A 16,659-nucleotide genomic window follows, 5' to 3' on the forward strand; every position below is an offset into this window, starting at 1 on the left:
TTTTTCTGTCATTTAGCCGATAAAATGGGGATAATTGAGTCAATTACTGATACTTACTTCATGTCATCTGATTATTTATTCCTTGGAGTTTGAAGTTTTTTAAAAAATCAGCTTAAACTTCCATAAACTAAACAACCACCGCACCCAAAGAGGAGTATACAATATTTTGGCTCTTTCTGCCGCGGAGCGGCTTCGTTCAACTCATGGTTGAAGCATTTCGTGCAGATCGGTTTTGAAGGAAACAATCGGTCTATCACCGGCCACAGTCAGCCATTTGCCAGGCCCGGGAAAAGGTTATCTTTACCCGGGGCAATGACAATCTTCTTCTATCGTTTGGGTTCCCGACATCAGCATTCCTCTCAATCACCACCTCTTGGGTGCATACCACCTCTGTTCATTTACCCTTCAAGGCCCAAAATCTGTATCATCGGGTGGCGCGTCTTTTTGAGCGTCGAGACGATCACCCGTAGATGAACGCCGGCAGCCAGAGAACCAGTTGGGGGAAAAGAATAATGGCCAGCAGAACTAAAAGTTGCAAGATAATAAACGGAAACACGCCCTTGTATAAGTGGCTGAGATTGATTTCTGGCGGAGTGATTCCTTTGAGATAAAACAAGGCAAATCCGACCGGTGGCGTCAAAAAAGATGTCTGCAGGGTGACAGCCACCATAATTATGAACCAGATCACTTCCGGCCGGTTTACAATCCCATAGCCGTTCACGGCAATGTCCAGGCCCGAAACCACAGGTGCAACCAGTGGAAGAACAATCAGAGAAATTTCGATCCAGTCCAGAAAAAAGCCGAGCAGAAAAACGATAAACAGGATAAAGACGATAATTCCATAATCTCCGAACGGAAGGCTCATTAAAAGCCTTTCGACCAGCTCGTCCCCACCAAGACCCCGCAGCACTAGAGCAAAACAAGTCGCTCCGATCAGTATCCCGAAGATGTAAGCGGTGGTGTTATAGGTAGAATAAAGTACCTCTTTGAGGACTAAAAAATTAAATTTTTTGTAAAAAATGGCGAGAAATGTGGCCATCAGGGCCCCGACTCCGCTGGCTTCTGTGACGGTGGCAATGCCGGTAAAGATAGACCCGAGAACCGATAAGATGAGGAATAAAGGTGGAATAATTCGTTTTATGACTTCGAAAAGGATACCCCAGGTAATCGGGCGGCGATCCGGCGCCAGGGGTGCGGCATCCGGCTTGAGGTAGCAGTAAATGAGCAGATACACAACGTAAAGAAACGCCAGCAAAAGTCCCGGCAGAACGGCCCCCATAAAAAGATCGCCGACCGAGACACTCAACTGATCCCCCATCATCACCAGCATAATGCTCGGCGGAATGAGGATGCCCAGAGTCCCGGCACTGGCCACCGTGCCCACCGCCAGTGGCTTGTGGTAGCCCTGCTTAAGCATTGCCGGTATACTGATAAGCCCCAGCATGACGACCGAAGCACCGATAATCCCGGTGGATGCAGCCAGCAGTATCCCGATAAACATTACAGTGATGGCCAGCCCCCCACGAACCTTGCCGAAAAGCTCCTGGGCCGACACCATGAGTCGTTCGGCAATGCCTGACTTGCCCAGCATCAATCCCATGAAGATAAACATGGGCACAGATATCAGTACCCAGTTGTTCATCGTTTGATAGATACGGGACACAACCAGCCCAAAATAATTGAAATCTATACCAGTGATTGTCCCCAGGTACTGATCGGAAAAATACCCGATACCGGTAAACAGGATCGAAGTCCCGGCCAGGCTATAAGCAACCGGGTAGCCCGAAAACAGTAGAGCAATAAACGAGACAAACATCGCTAAAACGAGATAATCATTGATTTCCATGTCTATTCCCAAACAAAAATAGTAAAGACCGCGTCATCCGCAAGAAGATAGCAGTACCGAAAAACACGAAACTGATGGGTATGACAGCCTTGATGGCCCAGCGGCACGGGAGCCCCAGCGGAGCCACGGACCGTTCGTCGTGAATCCAAGAATCGAGAAAAAAATGGTAGCCGTGGATGATGACTGCGACAATAAAAGGCAGCATGAGAAACAGGGCACCCAAAACCTCGATCCAGTGCCGCACTTTTTCCGGGAACCGGTTACTGATAACATCAACCCGGACATGAGAGTTTTCGACTACTGCGTAGGAAAGTCCGAACATTAATGCCAAACCGTAAAGATGCCATTCGAGTTCTTCTAGAACAACCAGGCCGTTGTTGAAACCATAACGAAGTGTCACCTGCAGTGCGATGACCAAAATCAACAGACCATTGGCCCATGCCATGATCCTGCCAAAGCCCAGGAACAGATTATCCAGACTGTCCAAAGGGCTATTTTTTTTCTTTGGGTATCCCAATTTTAACCTCCACCCTATTCAATTGGATCGATGCGGTTTCCCACAACTTGCGCGGGAAACCGCATCCGGTTATCAAAATTCATCGATTGTGAGGATTTTTACGCCTGCCCAGGTTATTTTTGAACATCAAGATCGTGCTGCAACCTCAATCAATCACCGGCAAGGCCTGCTTTATTCCGGTCTTGGCAGATGGGCCACACTCTCATAAGGTTTGCATTGGTTCTGAAAGGCTTTGTAGTCTTCCCAGATCTCCTTGAGAAACACGTCCTTGGACGTCTCTTCTTCAATCACTTCAAGCCATGTTTCTCTAAACAGCTTCAACAGTTCAGGGGACCATTCCAGATTTTGCGTACCGTGCTTTTCTGCATTTTCCCTCACCACGGAGCCTTGTTCAGCATGCGATTTGGCCATGGACCACAAATTGATTGCACGGGTTGTGACCTCAATGAGGGCCTGTTGCTGGGGACTCATGGAATTCCAGGTATCCTTATTGATCAGAAGCTCAAGATGGGTGGCAGGCTGGTGCCAACTCGGAAAATAATTATATTTCGCTACTTTGTAGAACCCATACTGGGTATCGACGGCAGGCGTCGCAAACTCAGTCGCATCAATGGCACCTTTTTCAAGCGCCGGAAAACACTCGCCGCCAGGCAAAGATGTAACGGAAGCCCCGAGCTTGCTGAGCACTTTTCCGCCAAGACCGAAAAATCGAATATTCAACCCTTTAAGGTCTTCCGGGGAGTTGATCTCTTTTCTGAACCAGCCGGCTGTTTCCGGTGCAAGAAAACAGAATGGAAACACTTTTACATTGTATCCGGCTCTATCGTACATTTTCTGGTAGAGCTTTCCACCATTACCAAAGTAAAGCCAGCTGATAAAATAAGGAACACTCTGACTGAAAGGGATGGCCGTATAAAACTCGGCAGCCTTGATTTTTCCGGCGGTATATCCGGACGCAGTATAACCTGCATTAACCTTTCCGGTAGAAACGGCATCGAGAATCTCATAGACCGGCATAAGCTTACCAGGCTCGTAGATTTTTACTTTCATGTTGCCACCGCTCGCCGACTCGAGATACTCTTTGAACGTCACAGTGACTTCACCGACGGTCGGCATGTTGGTGGAAAAGGCAACCGGTAGCTTCAGGAGGATATTCTTCTCCTTATCGGCTGCCCACGCAGATGTACTCAATACCATTAAAGTGATTGATAGTAGTGCCAGGAAAAATTTTTGCTTGGATCTCATATCAAACTTCCTCCGTTTATGTTACATTTCGCAATTCTTAATGTACCTTCCTCTAATCATACAGCCTCGGCTTAAGATCACTGATTAAATCAAATGGGTTTAATAGATGTTAACAATTTAAGCGCTTAAATTATTTGTCACCCCACCTTACAAGTCCATATATCAATCAGGATTCAGGATGTCAACATAAATCTGATGATCTGACTATTAATCCAATTTTTTCTGTTATCTATCCGATAAAACAGGGATAATTGAGTCAATTTTTGATAGTCATTTCATGTCGTCTGATTATTTATTCTTTGGAGTTTGAGGTTTTTTAAAAAATCAGCTTAAACTTCCATGCTTGTGCTATTGTGAATCATAATCCTCCGGGTAGAGCCGAACAGTTTCCCACCCGGCGCCCCCACAGATCCGGACGAGCGGATTTCCCGCATCCGGTTCCTCAAGTTCACGGTTTCGCTTAACATATTGTATGCGCTATCTTCTGGGTCGGTAATGGATATTGCTGAGCCAAGGCTGCAAACTTGTACCACTGCATGGTATTGGCTGGGGCTTATTATGGAATAGAAGGCATTCCGAAAGAATGGATTGAAGAAATTGCTATGAATGAATTTATTATGAAATCTTCGGATGCTCTTATGTAAAACCGATTCAAATATTTCAAGATTATCCAATGCATGAAAATTCACGGCCTTGAAAAATAATGTATACCCAAGCAAATGATGAGGTCTATGCGGTGAAAGACCTGGACAGTGGCACTGAAAATGATGGACTATGCATTTCTGTGCATGCAGCAAAATTTGGCGATGCAATCTCTATTGCCAGATAGCTCAGGTATAGATTCGCAGGTGAATATGTCAGGCATGTCTGATGGTTCATTTTCATTGAATTGCTTTATCTGTGAGGGATACGGGCAGATATCATTGGAATTAGAAACTTGTGTCAATCAAAAATCAGCGATATAAACAAGCCGGAGTCAAGTCAGGACTGCATGGGAAGGCCCTGCCGGAACGGGTGTCCGGCAGGGTGCGAAAGGATGGTATCCGTTATTTTGCTCCCGCATCATAGGTGCAGGTGGTGAAATCAATTTCTGCGCCGCATTTGTCACATTTATGGGGTTTGTCAAATTCATCCGAGAAAATTTCCTTGGATGCATCACATGCAGGGCATTTACAGGTAAAGGATTTCAAGTTTTTAAAATTTTCAAATCCAGGGCAATGTTGCGGTGTGCTCATGATGGTCTCCTTTTTTTGGGTTGTCGGTTTTCCGTCTGTAAGTATTCATTACCATTGTCACGCCTTGGTGTAAACGCAATTCAATGACCTATCCCAGATTTACAACCGTCCGGCCCTTGAGCCGGCCGTTGAGCATGTTGTCGATCGCAGTGGGCAGCTGGTCCAGGGTGATGCGGGTGGCCATTTCCGCCAAATTTTGCGGTTTCCAGTCGTGTGCCAGCTTTTTCCACAAGGCCTGTCGGGGTTCTTTGGGGTAATGCTGGGAATCGATGCCAAAAAGCGATACCCCTCTCAGAATAAAAGGAAATACCGTGATCGGCAGGTCCGGAGAAGCCACCAGTCCACAGCAGGTCACCTTTCCCCGGGCCCGGGCGGATTTAATGGCTGTCGCCAGGATATCGCCGCCGACAGTATCAATCACCCCGGCCCACCGGGGTTTGAGTATGGGCGCGCCGTTGTTCTGGACAAACGCCCTGCGATCGATAATTTCCGATGCCCCCAGCGTTTTGAGAAAATCGGTTGCCATTTTTCCGGAAACCGCGGTCACCTCATACCCGAGTTTTGACAGAATGGCCACGGCCAGAGATCCCACCCCGCCCGTGGCACCCGTCACCAGGATCGGCCCGGCATCCACAGGGATGTCCGTGATCTTTTCAACGGACATGGCGGCCGTGAACCCGGCGGTTCCCAGGATCATGCTCTCCGCTAGGGTCAGGCCGCCGGGCAGAGGCACCACCCAGTCCGCCGGCACCCGGATATACTGCCCGAATCCCCCGGCCGTGTTCATGCCTAAGTCATATGAAGTGACGATCACGGGATCACCCGGGGCCAGTACCGGAACCCGGCTTTCTTCGACATGGCCGGCCGCATCAATGCCCGGGGTGTGGGGATAGGTGCGGGTGACCCCTTTGTTGCCGGTGGCGGACAGGGCATCCTTGTAGTTGAGAGAGGAATATTTGACCCGGATCAGGACCTCGCCTTCAGGCAGATCCCGGACACGGGTCTGCTCGACACGTCCGGCATATTGTTTGTCAGCAATTTCTTTTACGATGAATGCGTCAAAGGTCTGATCGGTCATGACAGCCTCCCGGGCATCAGATATTTTGAATTTAACCGTCTCTGACTTGTCAAATTAATACCGATCTGGTAATGGATCAAGTTTTATATTTGCAGGCATGGAATTTTGCCTTACTTTTAAGCCGGATCATGGTATGAAAGACCAATGAAAAAAACCGCATTTCAAACCCCCCGGGTGGCCCTGATTTCCTTTTCCCACTTTGTCCATGATCTGTACTCCAGTTTTCTGCCGCCGCTGTTGCCCCTGATCATCGAAAAACTGTCTCTGACTTTGAGCCAGGCCGGGCTGTTGTCCTTTGTCATGCAGGTGCCGGCCATGCTGAACCCGCTCATCGGATTGTTTGCCGACAACAAAAAAGTGGCCCGGTGGCTGGTGATCCTGGCCCCGTCCTTCACGGCCCTGCCCATGAGCCTGATCATGGCGGCACCGTCCTATTTTCTGCTCTTGATCCTGCTGTTTTTATCCGGTATTTCCGCGGCCCTGTACCATGTCCCTTCGCCGGTGCTGGTGGCCGGATATTCCGGTATCCGCAAGGGCCGGGGCATGAGCCTGTTCATGTCCGGCGGCGAGCTGGCCCGGACCTTAGGGCCCATGGTGGCCGTGGCGGCCCTGGCCTGGCTGGGTGTGGACCGATTCTACCTGGTATTTGGCCTGGCCGTGATGACCTCCGTGCTGCTCTGGCTGACCCTGGAATCCCCGCCGGAAAAACCCGAGGTCCGGCGGAACGGCTCCCTGAAACAGGCGTATGTTGAAATCCGCCATGTGCTCAAGCCGTTGTCCGGCATCCTGGCGGCCCGGGCCGGCATGCATGCCTCCATGGGCATTTTTTTAAGTGTTTTCATCAAAGAGCAGACCGGCAGCCTCTGGTATGGCGGGGCGGCCCTGGCCCTGTACGAGGCATTCGGCGTGGCCGGGGTTTTGTCCGCCGGAACCCTGTCCGACTGGATCGGCCGCAGAAAAGTACTGTTCTGGGCCCTGGCCACCGCCCCGGTAACTTTGCTGCTGTTTGTGCATACCACGGGTTTTCTGAAAATCGGGATGCTGGTGATCACCGGTTTTTCCGTTTTATCCACCACACCGGTGATGCTGGCCATTGTGCAGGATAATGCCCAAAACCATCCGTCCGCTGCCAACGGCATGTTCATGATGGTGTCTTTTGCCGTCCGGTCCTTTGCCGTGGTGGTGGTGGGCGCTGTGGGGGATATGGCCGGAATGGAAAACATGTTTGTGTTCAGCGCCGTGGTGGGGTTTGTGTCCCTGCCGTTTCTGATATGGCTGCCGGACAGGAAAAAAGATATGTAACCCGTTAATTCAGGAGAATGTCATGCTGAAAACCAATGAAAATAAAATCGTGGAGATGTTTATGGAATGCCGGCCCGGCCCGCCCCGGGTGGGACCGGGATGGAAAGTGGACCATCAGGGGGTCCCGTTTCTTTTGCCCGGTATCGGCGGCATCACGTTGAATGTGGGATTGGGAGATCCGGCCTTCGGCCTGGCCGGGGACCATATCGAGCCAGGCGTATCCTGCACGGCCAATGCAGACAAACCCAATGACTTTCCCAATAATTCCCTTCAGTTTCTGGCCTGTGTGGGCAATGAAGCCAAAATTCTTTCCGGCGAAGCCAAAGGGGAAGCCGGGGTGGTGATCGGCCATCATGGCGGGTCCGAGCATATTATTGTGGAGTTTGACCGGCAGGTCAAAGAACAGATGAGCTATGACGATAAAATCCGGATCCGGGCCAAAGGCCAGGGACTGGCGTTATCGGATTTTGCCGATATCCGGCTGTTCAACCTGGCACCTGAACTGCTTCATAAGATGCAGATCACGCCCGACGGCAACGAAGGGCTGGCCGTGCCGGTCACCACACAGATACCGGCAGCGTGCATGGGATCCGGTTTAGGCCGTGCCCATGTGGGCGCCGGAGATTATGACGTCATGACCTCGGATCCGGACACCGTGGCCCGATATCATCTGGATAAAATGCGGTTCGGTGATTTTGTGGCCCTGATGGATCATGACAATGCCTATGGCCGGGCCTATCGAAAAGGGGCCGTGAGCATCGGCATCGTGGTGCACTCGGACTGCCGCCTGGCCGGACACGGCCCGGGCGTCACCACCCTGATGACCAGCCCGACCGGAAAAATAACCCCGGTAACAGACCCTGCCGCCAATATGGCGGACCGGCTGAATATCGGGACCTGTTTGCAAAAAAACCGATAAATGATATAACCATATCATGACCCGTCAACCCCATGTCAAGGATACCGGTGTGATCAAAAAAACCATTCTGCAAAAAGGCCAGGGCAGACTTCGAAAACTGGCCAAGCTTCAGTATATTTACGAAAAAAAATCCCGGTATTTCGCCCAGGTGGCCGAGACTGCCAAGATGATGGCGGGCCGGGAACTGGAAGAACTGGGTGCCAAAGATATTTCCTATGAATTCCGGGGCATCTGGTTCACTGCGGCCAAGCCCGATTTTTACAAAATCACCTACCAGGCCCGGTTATTGTCCCGGATACTGATTCCTCTGGTCACATTCCCCTGCAAAGACAAGGACGTGTTGTACCGGGAGGCCCGAAAAATTTCATGGGAAGAGCTGATGACCCCGAAGCAGACCTTTTCCATTGTGGCCAATGTGTCAGAATCCAGCATCACGCATTCCAATTTTGCCGGACTGCGGGTCAAGGATGCCATTGCCGATTATTTCAGGGACCGCACCAACCGCCGGCCCAGCGTGGACACCAAAGATCCCTACATTGTGGTCAATCTGTATCTTCACCGGGATGTGGCCACCCTGTCTCTGGATGCATCCATGGGGCCTTTGCACAAACGCGGGTACCGGGAGGCCTCGGTGTCGGCCCCCATGCAGGAAACCGTGGCCGCGGCCATCATCCGGAAGAGCGAATGGGACGGTACCGTGCCGTTGTACGATCCCATGTGCGGTTCCGGGACCCTGCTGGCCGAGGCCCTGATGAAGTACTGCCGGATTCCGGCCCAGGTGTTCCGCACCCGGTTCGGATTTGAAGCGCTGCCGGATTTTGATCCCCGGCTGTGGGAGGAAATCAAACAGGCAGCAGACAAAAACATCCGGCCGCTGCCCCAGGGGCTCATTGCCGGCAGCGATATTTCAGAACATTCAGTGACCGCCGCCAAAACCAATCTCATGGGCCTGCATCACGGGGCCGATGTGACCGTGTCCCAGATCGATTTCCGGGAAATCCCCGGCATTGAAGACAGCCTGATCGTCACCAATCCCCCTTACGGCATCCGCATGGGAAAAGACCGGGATCTTAAAACATTTTATCAGGACCTGGGACTGTTTCTGCGGGAACGGTGCGCAAGGTCTACGGCCCTGGTGTATTTTGGTGATCCCAAATATATCAAGCATGTCCCTCTGGCCCCATCCTGGAAAGAACCTTTGACCATCGGCGGCCTGGACGGTAAACTGGTAAAATATCAACTTTTTTGATCAAGGACCGGTATATGGACACGTCCTTTAACCAGGAATCAGGTATCAAGATCTACCATGAACTCATGGCCAACAAGGTGGGAGACATTCTTCTGGTGTCCAGCCCCTATGACGCGTTCATCATGGAGGAGGAAGGCCGGCTGTCCAACCGGATCATTCATGAATACAAGGGACTGAACCTGTCCAGACCTCCCCGGCTCACCTGGGTGTCTTCGGCAACCGATGCCTTTGAACGGCTGGAGAAAAAAAATTTCGACCTGATCCTGGCCATGCCCAGCCTGGACGGCATGGATGTGCAGACTTTTGGTGAAAGAGTCAAACAGCAGTATGCAAATCTGCCTTTTTTCATGCTCCTGCACAACACATGTGACATCAGCCAGTACCTGTGCATGGAAAACAAAACCGCCATTGACCGCACCTATGTCTGGGGCGGGAATGCGGATCTGCTCCTGGCCATCATCAAAAATTTCGAAGATGAAAAAAATGTGGCGTTCGATACAAAGAACGCCAATGTCCGGGTCATCATCATGGTGGAGGATTCGCCCTATCACTATTCCTCCATTCTGCCGGTGATCTACAAACAGATCGTGCTCCAGACCCAGTCGGTGATCGATGAGTCCATCAACGAGGAACACCGGCTGCTGAAAATGCGGGGCCGCCCCAAAGTACTGCTGGCCCAGACCTATGAGGAAGCCCTGTCCCTGTATGAAACATACAAACCCTATGTATTGTCCATTTTCTCGGACATGCGGTTTCCCAGAAACGGCACCATGGATGAAAACGCAGGGTTTGACCTGTTGCGCCGAATCAAGAAAGACGTGCCGGACCTGCCTTTGCTGGTGATCAGCACGGAAGAGCGCAGCCGGGATCTGGCCTACCGGATACCGGCGGTGTTCATCAACAAGAATTCCGCCAACCTCAATGACCGGATCAAGACGTTTTTTGTGGGATGCCTGGGATTCGGGGCGTTCGTATTCAGACTGCCCACGGGAGACGAAGTAGCCCGGGCCAGTGATCTGCGGGCCATTGAAAAGCTGCTGCCGGAAATTCCGGATGAATCCATTGTGTTCCACGCCAAAAACAATGATTTCTCTCGATGGCTTCTGGCCCGCAGTGAAATCAGCCTGGCATTGAGCCTGAAACCCTATACTGTGGATGATTTTCCCGATCCTAAGACATTGAAGCGGTTTCTCATCGACAGCATCCGGGCCCGGCGCCGGGGAACCCGCCAGGGCCAGGTCATTGAATTTGATTCCAGCAAATTTGATTCAGACACCGGGTTCATGAAAATCGGCAACGGGTCTCTGGGAGGCAAAGCCAGAGGTCTGGCATTCATGGCCTCCCAGATCAAACAGGATGATGAACTCATCGAAAAATTTCCGGACGTGGATATCCATATTCCCCAGACCTTTGTGATTGCCACGGACGGATTTAAAATGTTCATTGAAGACAACAACCTGGCGAAGCTGCTGGAATCCGGCCAGGATCTCACCGATGAAATGGTGGTGAAGGCGTTCATCCAGGCCCAATTTCCGGACTGGCTGAAAAATAATTTAAAGGTCTATCTGGAACATGTGAACTATCCCATTGCGGTGCGGTCCTCCTCATTGTTTGAAGATGCCCATTACCAGCCGTTTGCCGGCCTGTACAAAACCTATATGCTGCCCAACAGTGACGACCGCCTTGACATGCGGCTGGACCGGCTGATCATGGCCGTCAAACTGGTATATGCCTCCACTTACATGAAAGCCCCCCGGGCCTATGCCCAGAGTACCATGCACCGGACGGAAGATGAAGAAATGGCCGTCATTCTCCAGGAACTGACCGGGATCCGGCACGACAATTATTTCTATCCCTCCATTGCCGGCGTGGCCCAGTCCTATAATTTTTATCCCATTGCCCATCTCAAAGCGGATGAAGGCATTGCATACATTGCCATGGGACTGGGAAAAATTGTGATGGAAGGCGGCAAAACCCTGCGATTCTGTCCCCGATACCCGCAGTTTCTGCCCCAGTTTTCCATGGTGGAAGATATTCTGGAAAATTCCCAGAAATATTTTTACGCATTGAAAATGGATGTGTTCCCCCCGAAAAATCACTTTTTGTCAAACCCGGCAGAAGACCCCACTCTGGCCCATCTCGAACTCATGGATGCCGTGGACCATCCCATTGTCCGGCAGTTGTGCTCCACCTTTCATGTTCAGGACAACCGGATCCGGGATGTGTATTCCGACAAGGGATATCCCGTGCTGACCTTTGCCGGCATTCTCAAGTACAACAGTTTTCCTCTGGCGCAGATTTTGGCGGAAGTCACCCGTATCGGCAGCCGATGGATGGGCTCGTCCGTGGAAGTGGAATTTGCCGTGAACCTGCATGCAGACGGCAGCCGGAAACCGGAATTCTCACTGCTCCAGATCCGGCCCATGGGAAGATACAAACAAAATCTCAAAGTCAGAATCATGCCGGAAGATCAAGAAAAAGCGTTTTGTTATTCGGTTCATTCCCTGGGGAACGGAGAATATAAAAACATTCACGATCTGATTTATGTGGATCCCGATCATTTCGATCCGGCCAAAACCGTTGAAATTGCCAGAGAGATCAACAAGCTCAACGCCCTGTTCAATGAAAGCCAGAAAAAATATGTACTCATCGGTCCGGGGCGATGGGGGTCTTCCGACCGGTGGCTGGGCATTCCCGTGGCATGGAACGATATCTCCAATGTCGGGGTCATGGTGGAGGCCACCATTGAAAGCATCAAGGCGGACCCGTCCCAGGGATCCCATTTTTTCCAGAACATCACCTCTCTGGGCATTGCCTATATCACGGTATCGGACAATACCGAGGATTTCATTGATTACCAATTTCTCGGCCGGCAGGCCGGCACCACGGTTACCCCGCATCTGAAACATATTCATTTCAAGGACGGGCTGTATATCCGGGTGGATGGAAAAACATCCCGGGCCGCACTGATGCCCCGTGAACCGGCATCTGAACCCGTACCCATGCCGGATGTACCAAAGATCGATTCAGCAGGTTAACCCGGGTCCGATCCGGTGTTTCAAGGATCTCGTGGAAACAGGGAATCCTTCGGACCGGACCTGAAATTACATAAAGGATGTGTATAAAATGATCCCTTTTAATGATTTATCGCGACTGTATGATGGTGATGCCCCCGTGATCACCACCATTGATTCTCATACCGAAGGTGAGGTGACCCGGCTGATCGTGGACGGGATTCCCCCGGTTCCCGGCCGGACCATGATGGAAAAACTGACCCATTTTAAAACCGGTTATGACGCGGTTCGAAGCCTTCTGACCAAAGAGCCCCGGGGATCCCGCCAGGTGCTGGCCGCCCTGGTCACAAAACCTGTGACACCGGATGCCGCGTTCGGTCTCATCTACATGGATACCCGGCGATATCCCTATCTGTGCGGCCATGCCACCATCGGCGCGGTGACAACGCTTTTCCGCACCGGCACCCTGACCCTGGCCGAAGGAGAAAACCGGGTGGGTATCGACACCCCGTCCGGTCGGATGACGTCAATCGCCCATGTCCGGGACGGGTGTTTGACATCCGTGTCCATCCAGATGGTGCCCGCGTTTGTCTTTGCCACGGATCAGCAGATCCGGGTGGACGGGTTCGGGACCATTCCCGTGGACCTGGTGTGTGCCGGCGGATTTTTCGCCATGGTGGACACGCGCCGGATCGACCTGACACCGGCCCTGGAAAACAGACAGATCCTGGTGGACCTGGGCATGAAAATCATTGACGCCGCCAATGAACAGCTCACGGTGACCCATCCGGAACGACCGGATGTCACCACCGTGGATGTGACCGAATTTTATGATTGTGTCCCATCCAGCGGCACGGCCCGGGGCCGGGGCATGGTGGTATATGGTGAATCCCACATGGACCGCTCCCCCTGCGGCACGGGCACGGCCGCCAAACTGGCCCTGCTGCACCATTACAAAAAAATTGAACCCAACGAACCCTATATCAATGCCAGTCCCTTAGGAACCACCTTTGAAGCCCGGCTGGTGGAAAAAACAAAGATCGGGGATTTTGAAGCCAGCGTCACCCAAATTTCCGGAAAGGCCTGGATCACCGGGGTGCATCATTTCACTCTGGATCAAACAGATCCGTTTCAGCAAGGATACCTCGTCTGATGACACCTGATCTGATTTTACACAATGCCACCCTGTATTCGCCCGGACACACCCGCTTTTCAAAAAATCAGTCTGTGGGTTCAGGCCATGGGGCTTCTGCCACGGCACTGGCAACCGCAGGAAACCGGATCATGGCCTTAGGTGATGACAAAACCATTCTGGCCATGGCCGGACCGACCACCCGGATTTTGAATCTGGATCAGAAACTGGTGCTGCCCGGATTCATCGATACCCATTTCCATTTTTATGAATGGGCCGTCAACCTGAACAGCATTGATTTTGCTCAGACCCGGAATTTTGCCGGAATGGAAACAGCCATCCGGGAAAAATCCCGACTCCTGGGTCCGGATCACTGGATTCTGGGACAGGGATTCAATGAATCCGACTGGCCGGAAAACCGAATGCCCGACCGTCTGGACCTGGATATGGCGGCCCCGGACAACCCGGTGTGCATCTGGCGCTGTGACCTTCATCTGGCCGTGGCCAACTCCAGTGCCCTGTCTCTGGCCGGCATTGATTCCACCGCCCCGGATCCGCCGGACGGGGTGATTGTGCGGGACGGCACCGGTATACCCACCGGCGTTCTCAAAGAAATGGCCCCCAATCTGATCCGGAATGTGTTGCCGGCCCTGACCTTTGAAAACCTGCTGGAAAATATGGAAAAGGCCATGGCAAAGGCCCATGCCCTGGGGTTGACCGGGATTCATGATATCCGGCTCATGGGCGGGGAAGAAGGGGCCGTGGCTTTGCAGGCCTGGCAGTCCCTGCATGCCGCAGGCAAACTGACCCTGCGGTGCCATGTGGCTTTGCCCGGGGAAATGACCCGCCAGGCCATTGATCTGGGGTTGTGCTCCGGGTTCGGGGATGACATGCTGCGCATCGGACATTTGAAATTTTTCAGCGACGGGGGCATGGGGGCCCGGACCGCCTGGATGACTGAACCTTACCTGGATGCCGCATACGGCATGTCTTTGACCCCCATCCAGGAGATCGAACAGGCCGTGATCCAGGCGGATAGGGCCGGACTTTCCTGCATGGTACATGCCGTGGGGGACCGGGCCGTTCATGAGGTCCTTTCCGTGTTTGCAGGGGTGGAAGCGCTGAACCAGAGCGCCTGCCGCATTCCCCACCGCATGGAACACGCCCAGATGATCCTGCCCCGGGACCTGGAAACCCTGAAGCAATTAAAAAATCTGGCAGTTTCCTGCCAGCCCAACAATATGAGCCTGGACATTTCCATGATCGACCAATGTGTCGGGAAAAGAGGCAAATACGCCTATAATTTCAAGAATATCCTGGAAACGGGCATTCCCACGATGTTCAGTTCGGATGCCCCCGTGGCAGACCCCAATCCATTTGCCGGCATATTTTCCGCCGTCACCCGCCGGCGCATGGACCACACGCCTGACACCGGGTGGTACCCGGACCAGTGCCTGACCGTGGATCAGGCGGTTCAAGGATATACCCTGACCCCGGCTGCAACGTCGGGCATGGGGGATGTAACCGGCAGCCTGATCGTGGGAAAAAAGGCGGATCTCATTGTCACGGACCGCAATATCTTTTGCATCGATCCCGAAGAGATCCCTGTCACCCGGGTGGTACTGACCCTGTTCAACGGAAAGATCGTGTATGAACGACCATGACCTGTTTTTTCTGGAAACCATTTTCACCCGGTCTGCGGACGGCCTGCTGATCTGTGACCGCCAGGGCCGGATCCTGAAAATGAATCAAGCCGCGGAGCGTCTTAACGGGATCCGTTCATCCGAGGTACTGGGAAAAGATGTCAGAGCCCTGGTTAAAGAAGGGCAGATCAACCGGTCCGCCACCCAGGAGGTGCTGGAAACCAGGCGCCAGGTCAGCCTGGTCCAGACCACGCCCCGGTCCGGCTACTCCTTGCTGGTGACCGGCACCCCCGTGTTTGATGATGCCGGAGAGATCGCCTATGTGGTGGTGAACGAACGGGACATTTCCCTGATCCGGGACATGAAACGCCAACTGGCCCAGGTGCGCCAGGAATCGGAAAAAATGCGGGAAGAACTCACAGAACTCACGTTGCGGGAATTGACGGACAACGATGTGGTGGCCCAGAGCCCTTCCATGAAACAGACGGTTCATCTGGCGTTGAAACTGGCCCGTCTCGGGGCGTCCAACATTCTGCTGTCCGGAGAATCCGGTACCGGGAAAGGACTGCTGGCCAAATTCATCCACAAGCACAGTCCCCGGGCACAAAACCCGTTCATCCAGATCAATTGCGCGGCCTTGCCGGAAAACCTGCTGGAAGCCGAACTGTTCGGATATGAAAAAGGCGCGTTCACCGGGGCCAGGGAAACCGGCAAGGCAGGACTTTTTGAGCTGGCCGCCAAAGGGACCCTGTTTCTGGATGAAATCGGGGAAATGTCCCCTGGGGTCCAGGCCAAACTGCTCAAATACCTGGATGACCAGGAAATCATGCCTTTAGGAAGTACCCGGTCCAAAAAAATCGACTGCTCAGTGCTGGCCGCCACCAACCAGGATCTGTTGGAACTGACCCGGAAAAAGCGGTTCCGCCTGGACCTGTTTCACCGGCTCAACACCTTTACGCTGTCCATTCCCCCTTTGCGGGAACGGCCGGAAGACATTCTGGAACTGACCCGGATCTGCCTGAAGCGGTTCAACAAAAAATACAGCCGCCGGGCACACATCGGATACCGGTCTTTGCAGGCGTTGAAAACCTATGCATTCCCGGGCAATGTCCGGGAATTGATCAACATCGTCAAACAGGCCGTGGCCATGTGTGACCGCCGGCAGCTGGATGACTATCTGATCCGGTTAACCGACGCACCCACCTGCCCGGACCCAGGTACACCCGTTAAAAAAACCGATGGCAGCCTGGTACAAACCCTGGAATCCGTGGAGCATGACATGCTGAAACAGGCAGCCCAGCGATGCCGGACCACCCGGCAGGCCGCAGAATTCTTAGGTATCAGTCAGCCCACGGTGGTCCGAAAATTCAAAAAATATCATGTGCGGATCCGGAGCGGATAAAATTTGATTCATTTTTAAATCAGAAACCAGGTCATTTCCTTTTATTCAAGGCCCGGCAAGCATTAAATACTTGATTC

General features: G+C 52.5%; 12 protein-coding genes. 7 read left to right on the forward strand and 5 right to left on the reverse strand.

The features are described from left to right. Nucleotides 1-460 precede the first annotated feature (460 nt). The 5 genes from K365_RS0122000 to K365_RS0122025 all read right to left on the reverse strand — a co-directional run bounded on the left by K365_RS0122000 (nt 461) and on the right by K365_RS0122025 (nt 5,921). Nucleotides 461-1,846: a TRAP transporter large permease gene (locus K365_RS0122000; protein WP_024336330.1), complete on the reverse strand. Its 1,386-nt coding sequence runs from the start codon at nt 1,844-1,846 to the stop codon at nt 461-463. Next, entirely contained in the window at nt 1,833-2,363 is a 531-nt protein-coding gene (locus K365_RS0122005) for a TRAP transporter small permease subunit (RefSeq protein ID WP_024336331.1), read from the reverse strand. The genes K365_RS0122000 and K365_RS0122005 overlap by 14 nt, the downstream gene beginning before the upstream one ends. A gap of 171 nt (nt 2,364-2,534) precedes the next feature. After that, nucleotides 2,535-3,608, reverse strand: a complete 1,074-nt coding sequence (locus tag K365_RS0122010; RefSeq protein ID WP_024336332.1) for a TRAP transporter substrate-binding protein — start codon at nt 3,606-3,608, stop codon at nt 2,535-2,537. Nucleotides 3,609-4,654: 1,046 nt separating this feature from the next. Next, the gene (locus tag K365_RS0122020) at nt 4,655-4,843 is read right to left on the reverse strand and encodes a hypothetical protein (protein ID WP_024336333.1); all 189 of its coding nucleotides are present in this window, start codon (nt 4,841-4,843) and stop codon (nt 4,655-4,657) included. A gap of 88 nt (nt 4,844-4,931) precedes the next feature. Then, a complete protein-coding gene (locus tag K365_RS0122025; protein WP_024336334.1) occupies nt 4,932-5,921 on the reverse strand; it encodes a YhdH/YhfP family quinone oxidoreductase in 990 nt (329 codons plus the stop codon). Nucleotides 5,922-6,065: 144 nt separating this feature from the next. Here K365_RS0122025 and K365_RS0122035 point away from each other — a divergent pair, with 144 nt between their 5' ends. The 7 genes from K365_RS0122035 to K365_RS0122065 all read left to right on the forward strand — a co-directional run bounded on the left by K365_RS0122035 (nt 6,066) and on the right by K365_RS0122065 (nt 16,582). After that, nucleotides 6,066-7,223, forward strand: a complete 1,158-nt coding sequence (locus K365_RS0122035; protein ID WP_006967699.1) for an MFS transporter — start codon at nt 6,066-6,068, stop codon at nt 7,221-7,223. A 22-nt stretch (nt 7,224-7,245) separates the two neighbouring features. Further along, a complete protein-coding gene (locus tag K365_RS0122040) occupies nt 7,246-8,142 on the forward strand; it encodes a DUF4438 domain-containing protein (protein WP_006967700.1) in 897 nt (298 codons plus the stop codon). A 16-nt stretch (nt 8,143-8,158) separates the two neighbouring features. Then, nucleotides 8,159-9,391, forward strand: a complete 1,233-nt coding sequence (locus K365_RS0122045) for a THUMP domain-containing class I SAM-dependent RNA methyltransferase (RefSeq protein WP_024336335.1) — start codon at nt 8,159-8,161, stop codon at nt 9,389-9,391. 14 nt (nt 9,392-9,405) lie between these two features. Then, nucleotides 9,406-12,429 carry a PEP/pyruvate-binding domain-containing protein gene (locus tag K365_RS0122050; protein WP_024336336.1) on the forward strand — a complete coding sequence of 1,008 codons (3,024 nt, stop codon included), beginning with the start codon at nt 9,406-9,408 and terminating at the stop codon, nt 12,427-12,429. A gap of 88 nt (nt 12,430-12,517) precedes the next feature. Beyond that, nucleotides 12,518-13,558 (forward strand): proline racemase family protein, encoded by a 1,041-nt coding sequence (locus tag K365_RS0122055; protein ID WP_024336337.1) that lies wholly within the window; start codon nt 12,518-12,520, stop codon nt 13,556-13,558. Next, complete coding sequence (locus K365_RS0122060) at nt 13,558-15,201, forward strand: amidohydrolase (protein WP_024336338.1); 1,644 nt, start codon at nt 13,558-13,560, stop codon at nt 15,199-15,201. The genes K365_RS0122055 and K365_RS0122060 overlap by 1 nt, the downstream gene beginning before the upstream one ends. Next, nucleotides 15,188-16,582: a sigma-54 interaction domain-containing protein gene (locus K365_RS0122065; protein ID WP_024336339.1), complete on the forward strand. Its 1,395-nt coding sequence runs from the start codon at nt 15,188-15,190 to the stop codon at nt 16,580-16,582. Before K365_RS0122060 ends, K365_RS0122065 begins: the two co-directional genes overlap by 14 nt. Nucleotides 16,583-16,659 lie beyond the last annotated feature (77 nt).

This window comes from Desulfotignum balticum DSM 7044 (assembly GCF_000421285.1).
GTDB lineage: Bacteria > Desulfobacterota > Desulfobacteria > Desulfobacterales > Desulfobacteraceae > Desulfotignum > Desulfotignum balticum.

What these genes read in the sequence shown, in the direction of transcription:
- K365_RS0122025 (WP_024336334.1), bottom strand. Translation starts at nt 5,921, where the DNA reads ATGACCGATCAGACCTTTGACGCATTCATCGTAAAAGAAATTGCTGAC.
- K365_RS0122060 (WP_024336338.1), top strand. Translation starts at nt 13,558, where the DNA reads ATGACACCTGATCTGATTTTACACAATGCCACCCTGTATTCGCCCGGA.
- K365_RS0122050 (WP_024336336.1), top strand. Translation starts at nt 9,406, where the DNA reads ATGGACACGTCCTTTAACCAGGAATCAGGTATCAAGATCTACCATGAA.
- K365_RS0122055 (WP_024336337.1), top strand. Translation starts at nt 12,518, where the DNA reads ATGATCCCTTTTAATGATTTATCGCGACTGTATGATGGTGATGCCCCC.
- K365_RS0122035 (WP_006967699.1), top strand. Translation starts at nt 6,066, where the DNA reads ATGAAAAAAACCGCATTTCAAACCCCCCGGGTGGCCCTGATTTCCTTT.
- K365_RS0122020 (WP_024336333.1), bottom strand. Translation starts at nt 4,843, where the DNA reads ATGAGCACACCGCAACATTGCCCTGGATTTGAAAATTTTAAAAACTTG.
- K365_RS0122000 (WP_024336330.1), bottom strand. Translation starts at nt 1,846, where the DNA reads ATGGAAATCAATGATTATCTCGTTTTAGCGATGTTTGTCTCGTTTATT.
- K365_RS0122010 (WP_024336332.1), bottom strand. Translation starts at nt 3,608, where the DNA reads ATGAGATCCAAGCAAAAATTTTTCCTGGCACTACTATCAATCACTTTA.
- K365_RS0122045 (WP_024336335.1), top strand. Translation starts at nt 8,159, where the DNA reads ATGACCCGTCAACCCCATGTCAAGGATACCGGTGTGATCAAAAAAACC.
- K365_RS0122065 (WP_024336339.1), top strand. Translation starts at nt 15,188, where the DNA reads ATGAACGACCATGACCTGTTTTTTCTGGAAACCATTTTCACCCGGTCT.
- K365_RS0122040 (WP_006967700.1), top strand. Translation starts at nt 7,246, where the DNA reads ATGCTGAAAACCAATGAAAATAAAATCGTGGAGATGTTTATGGAATGC.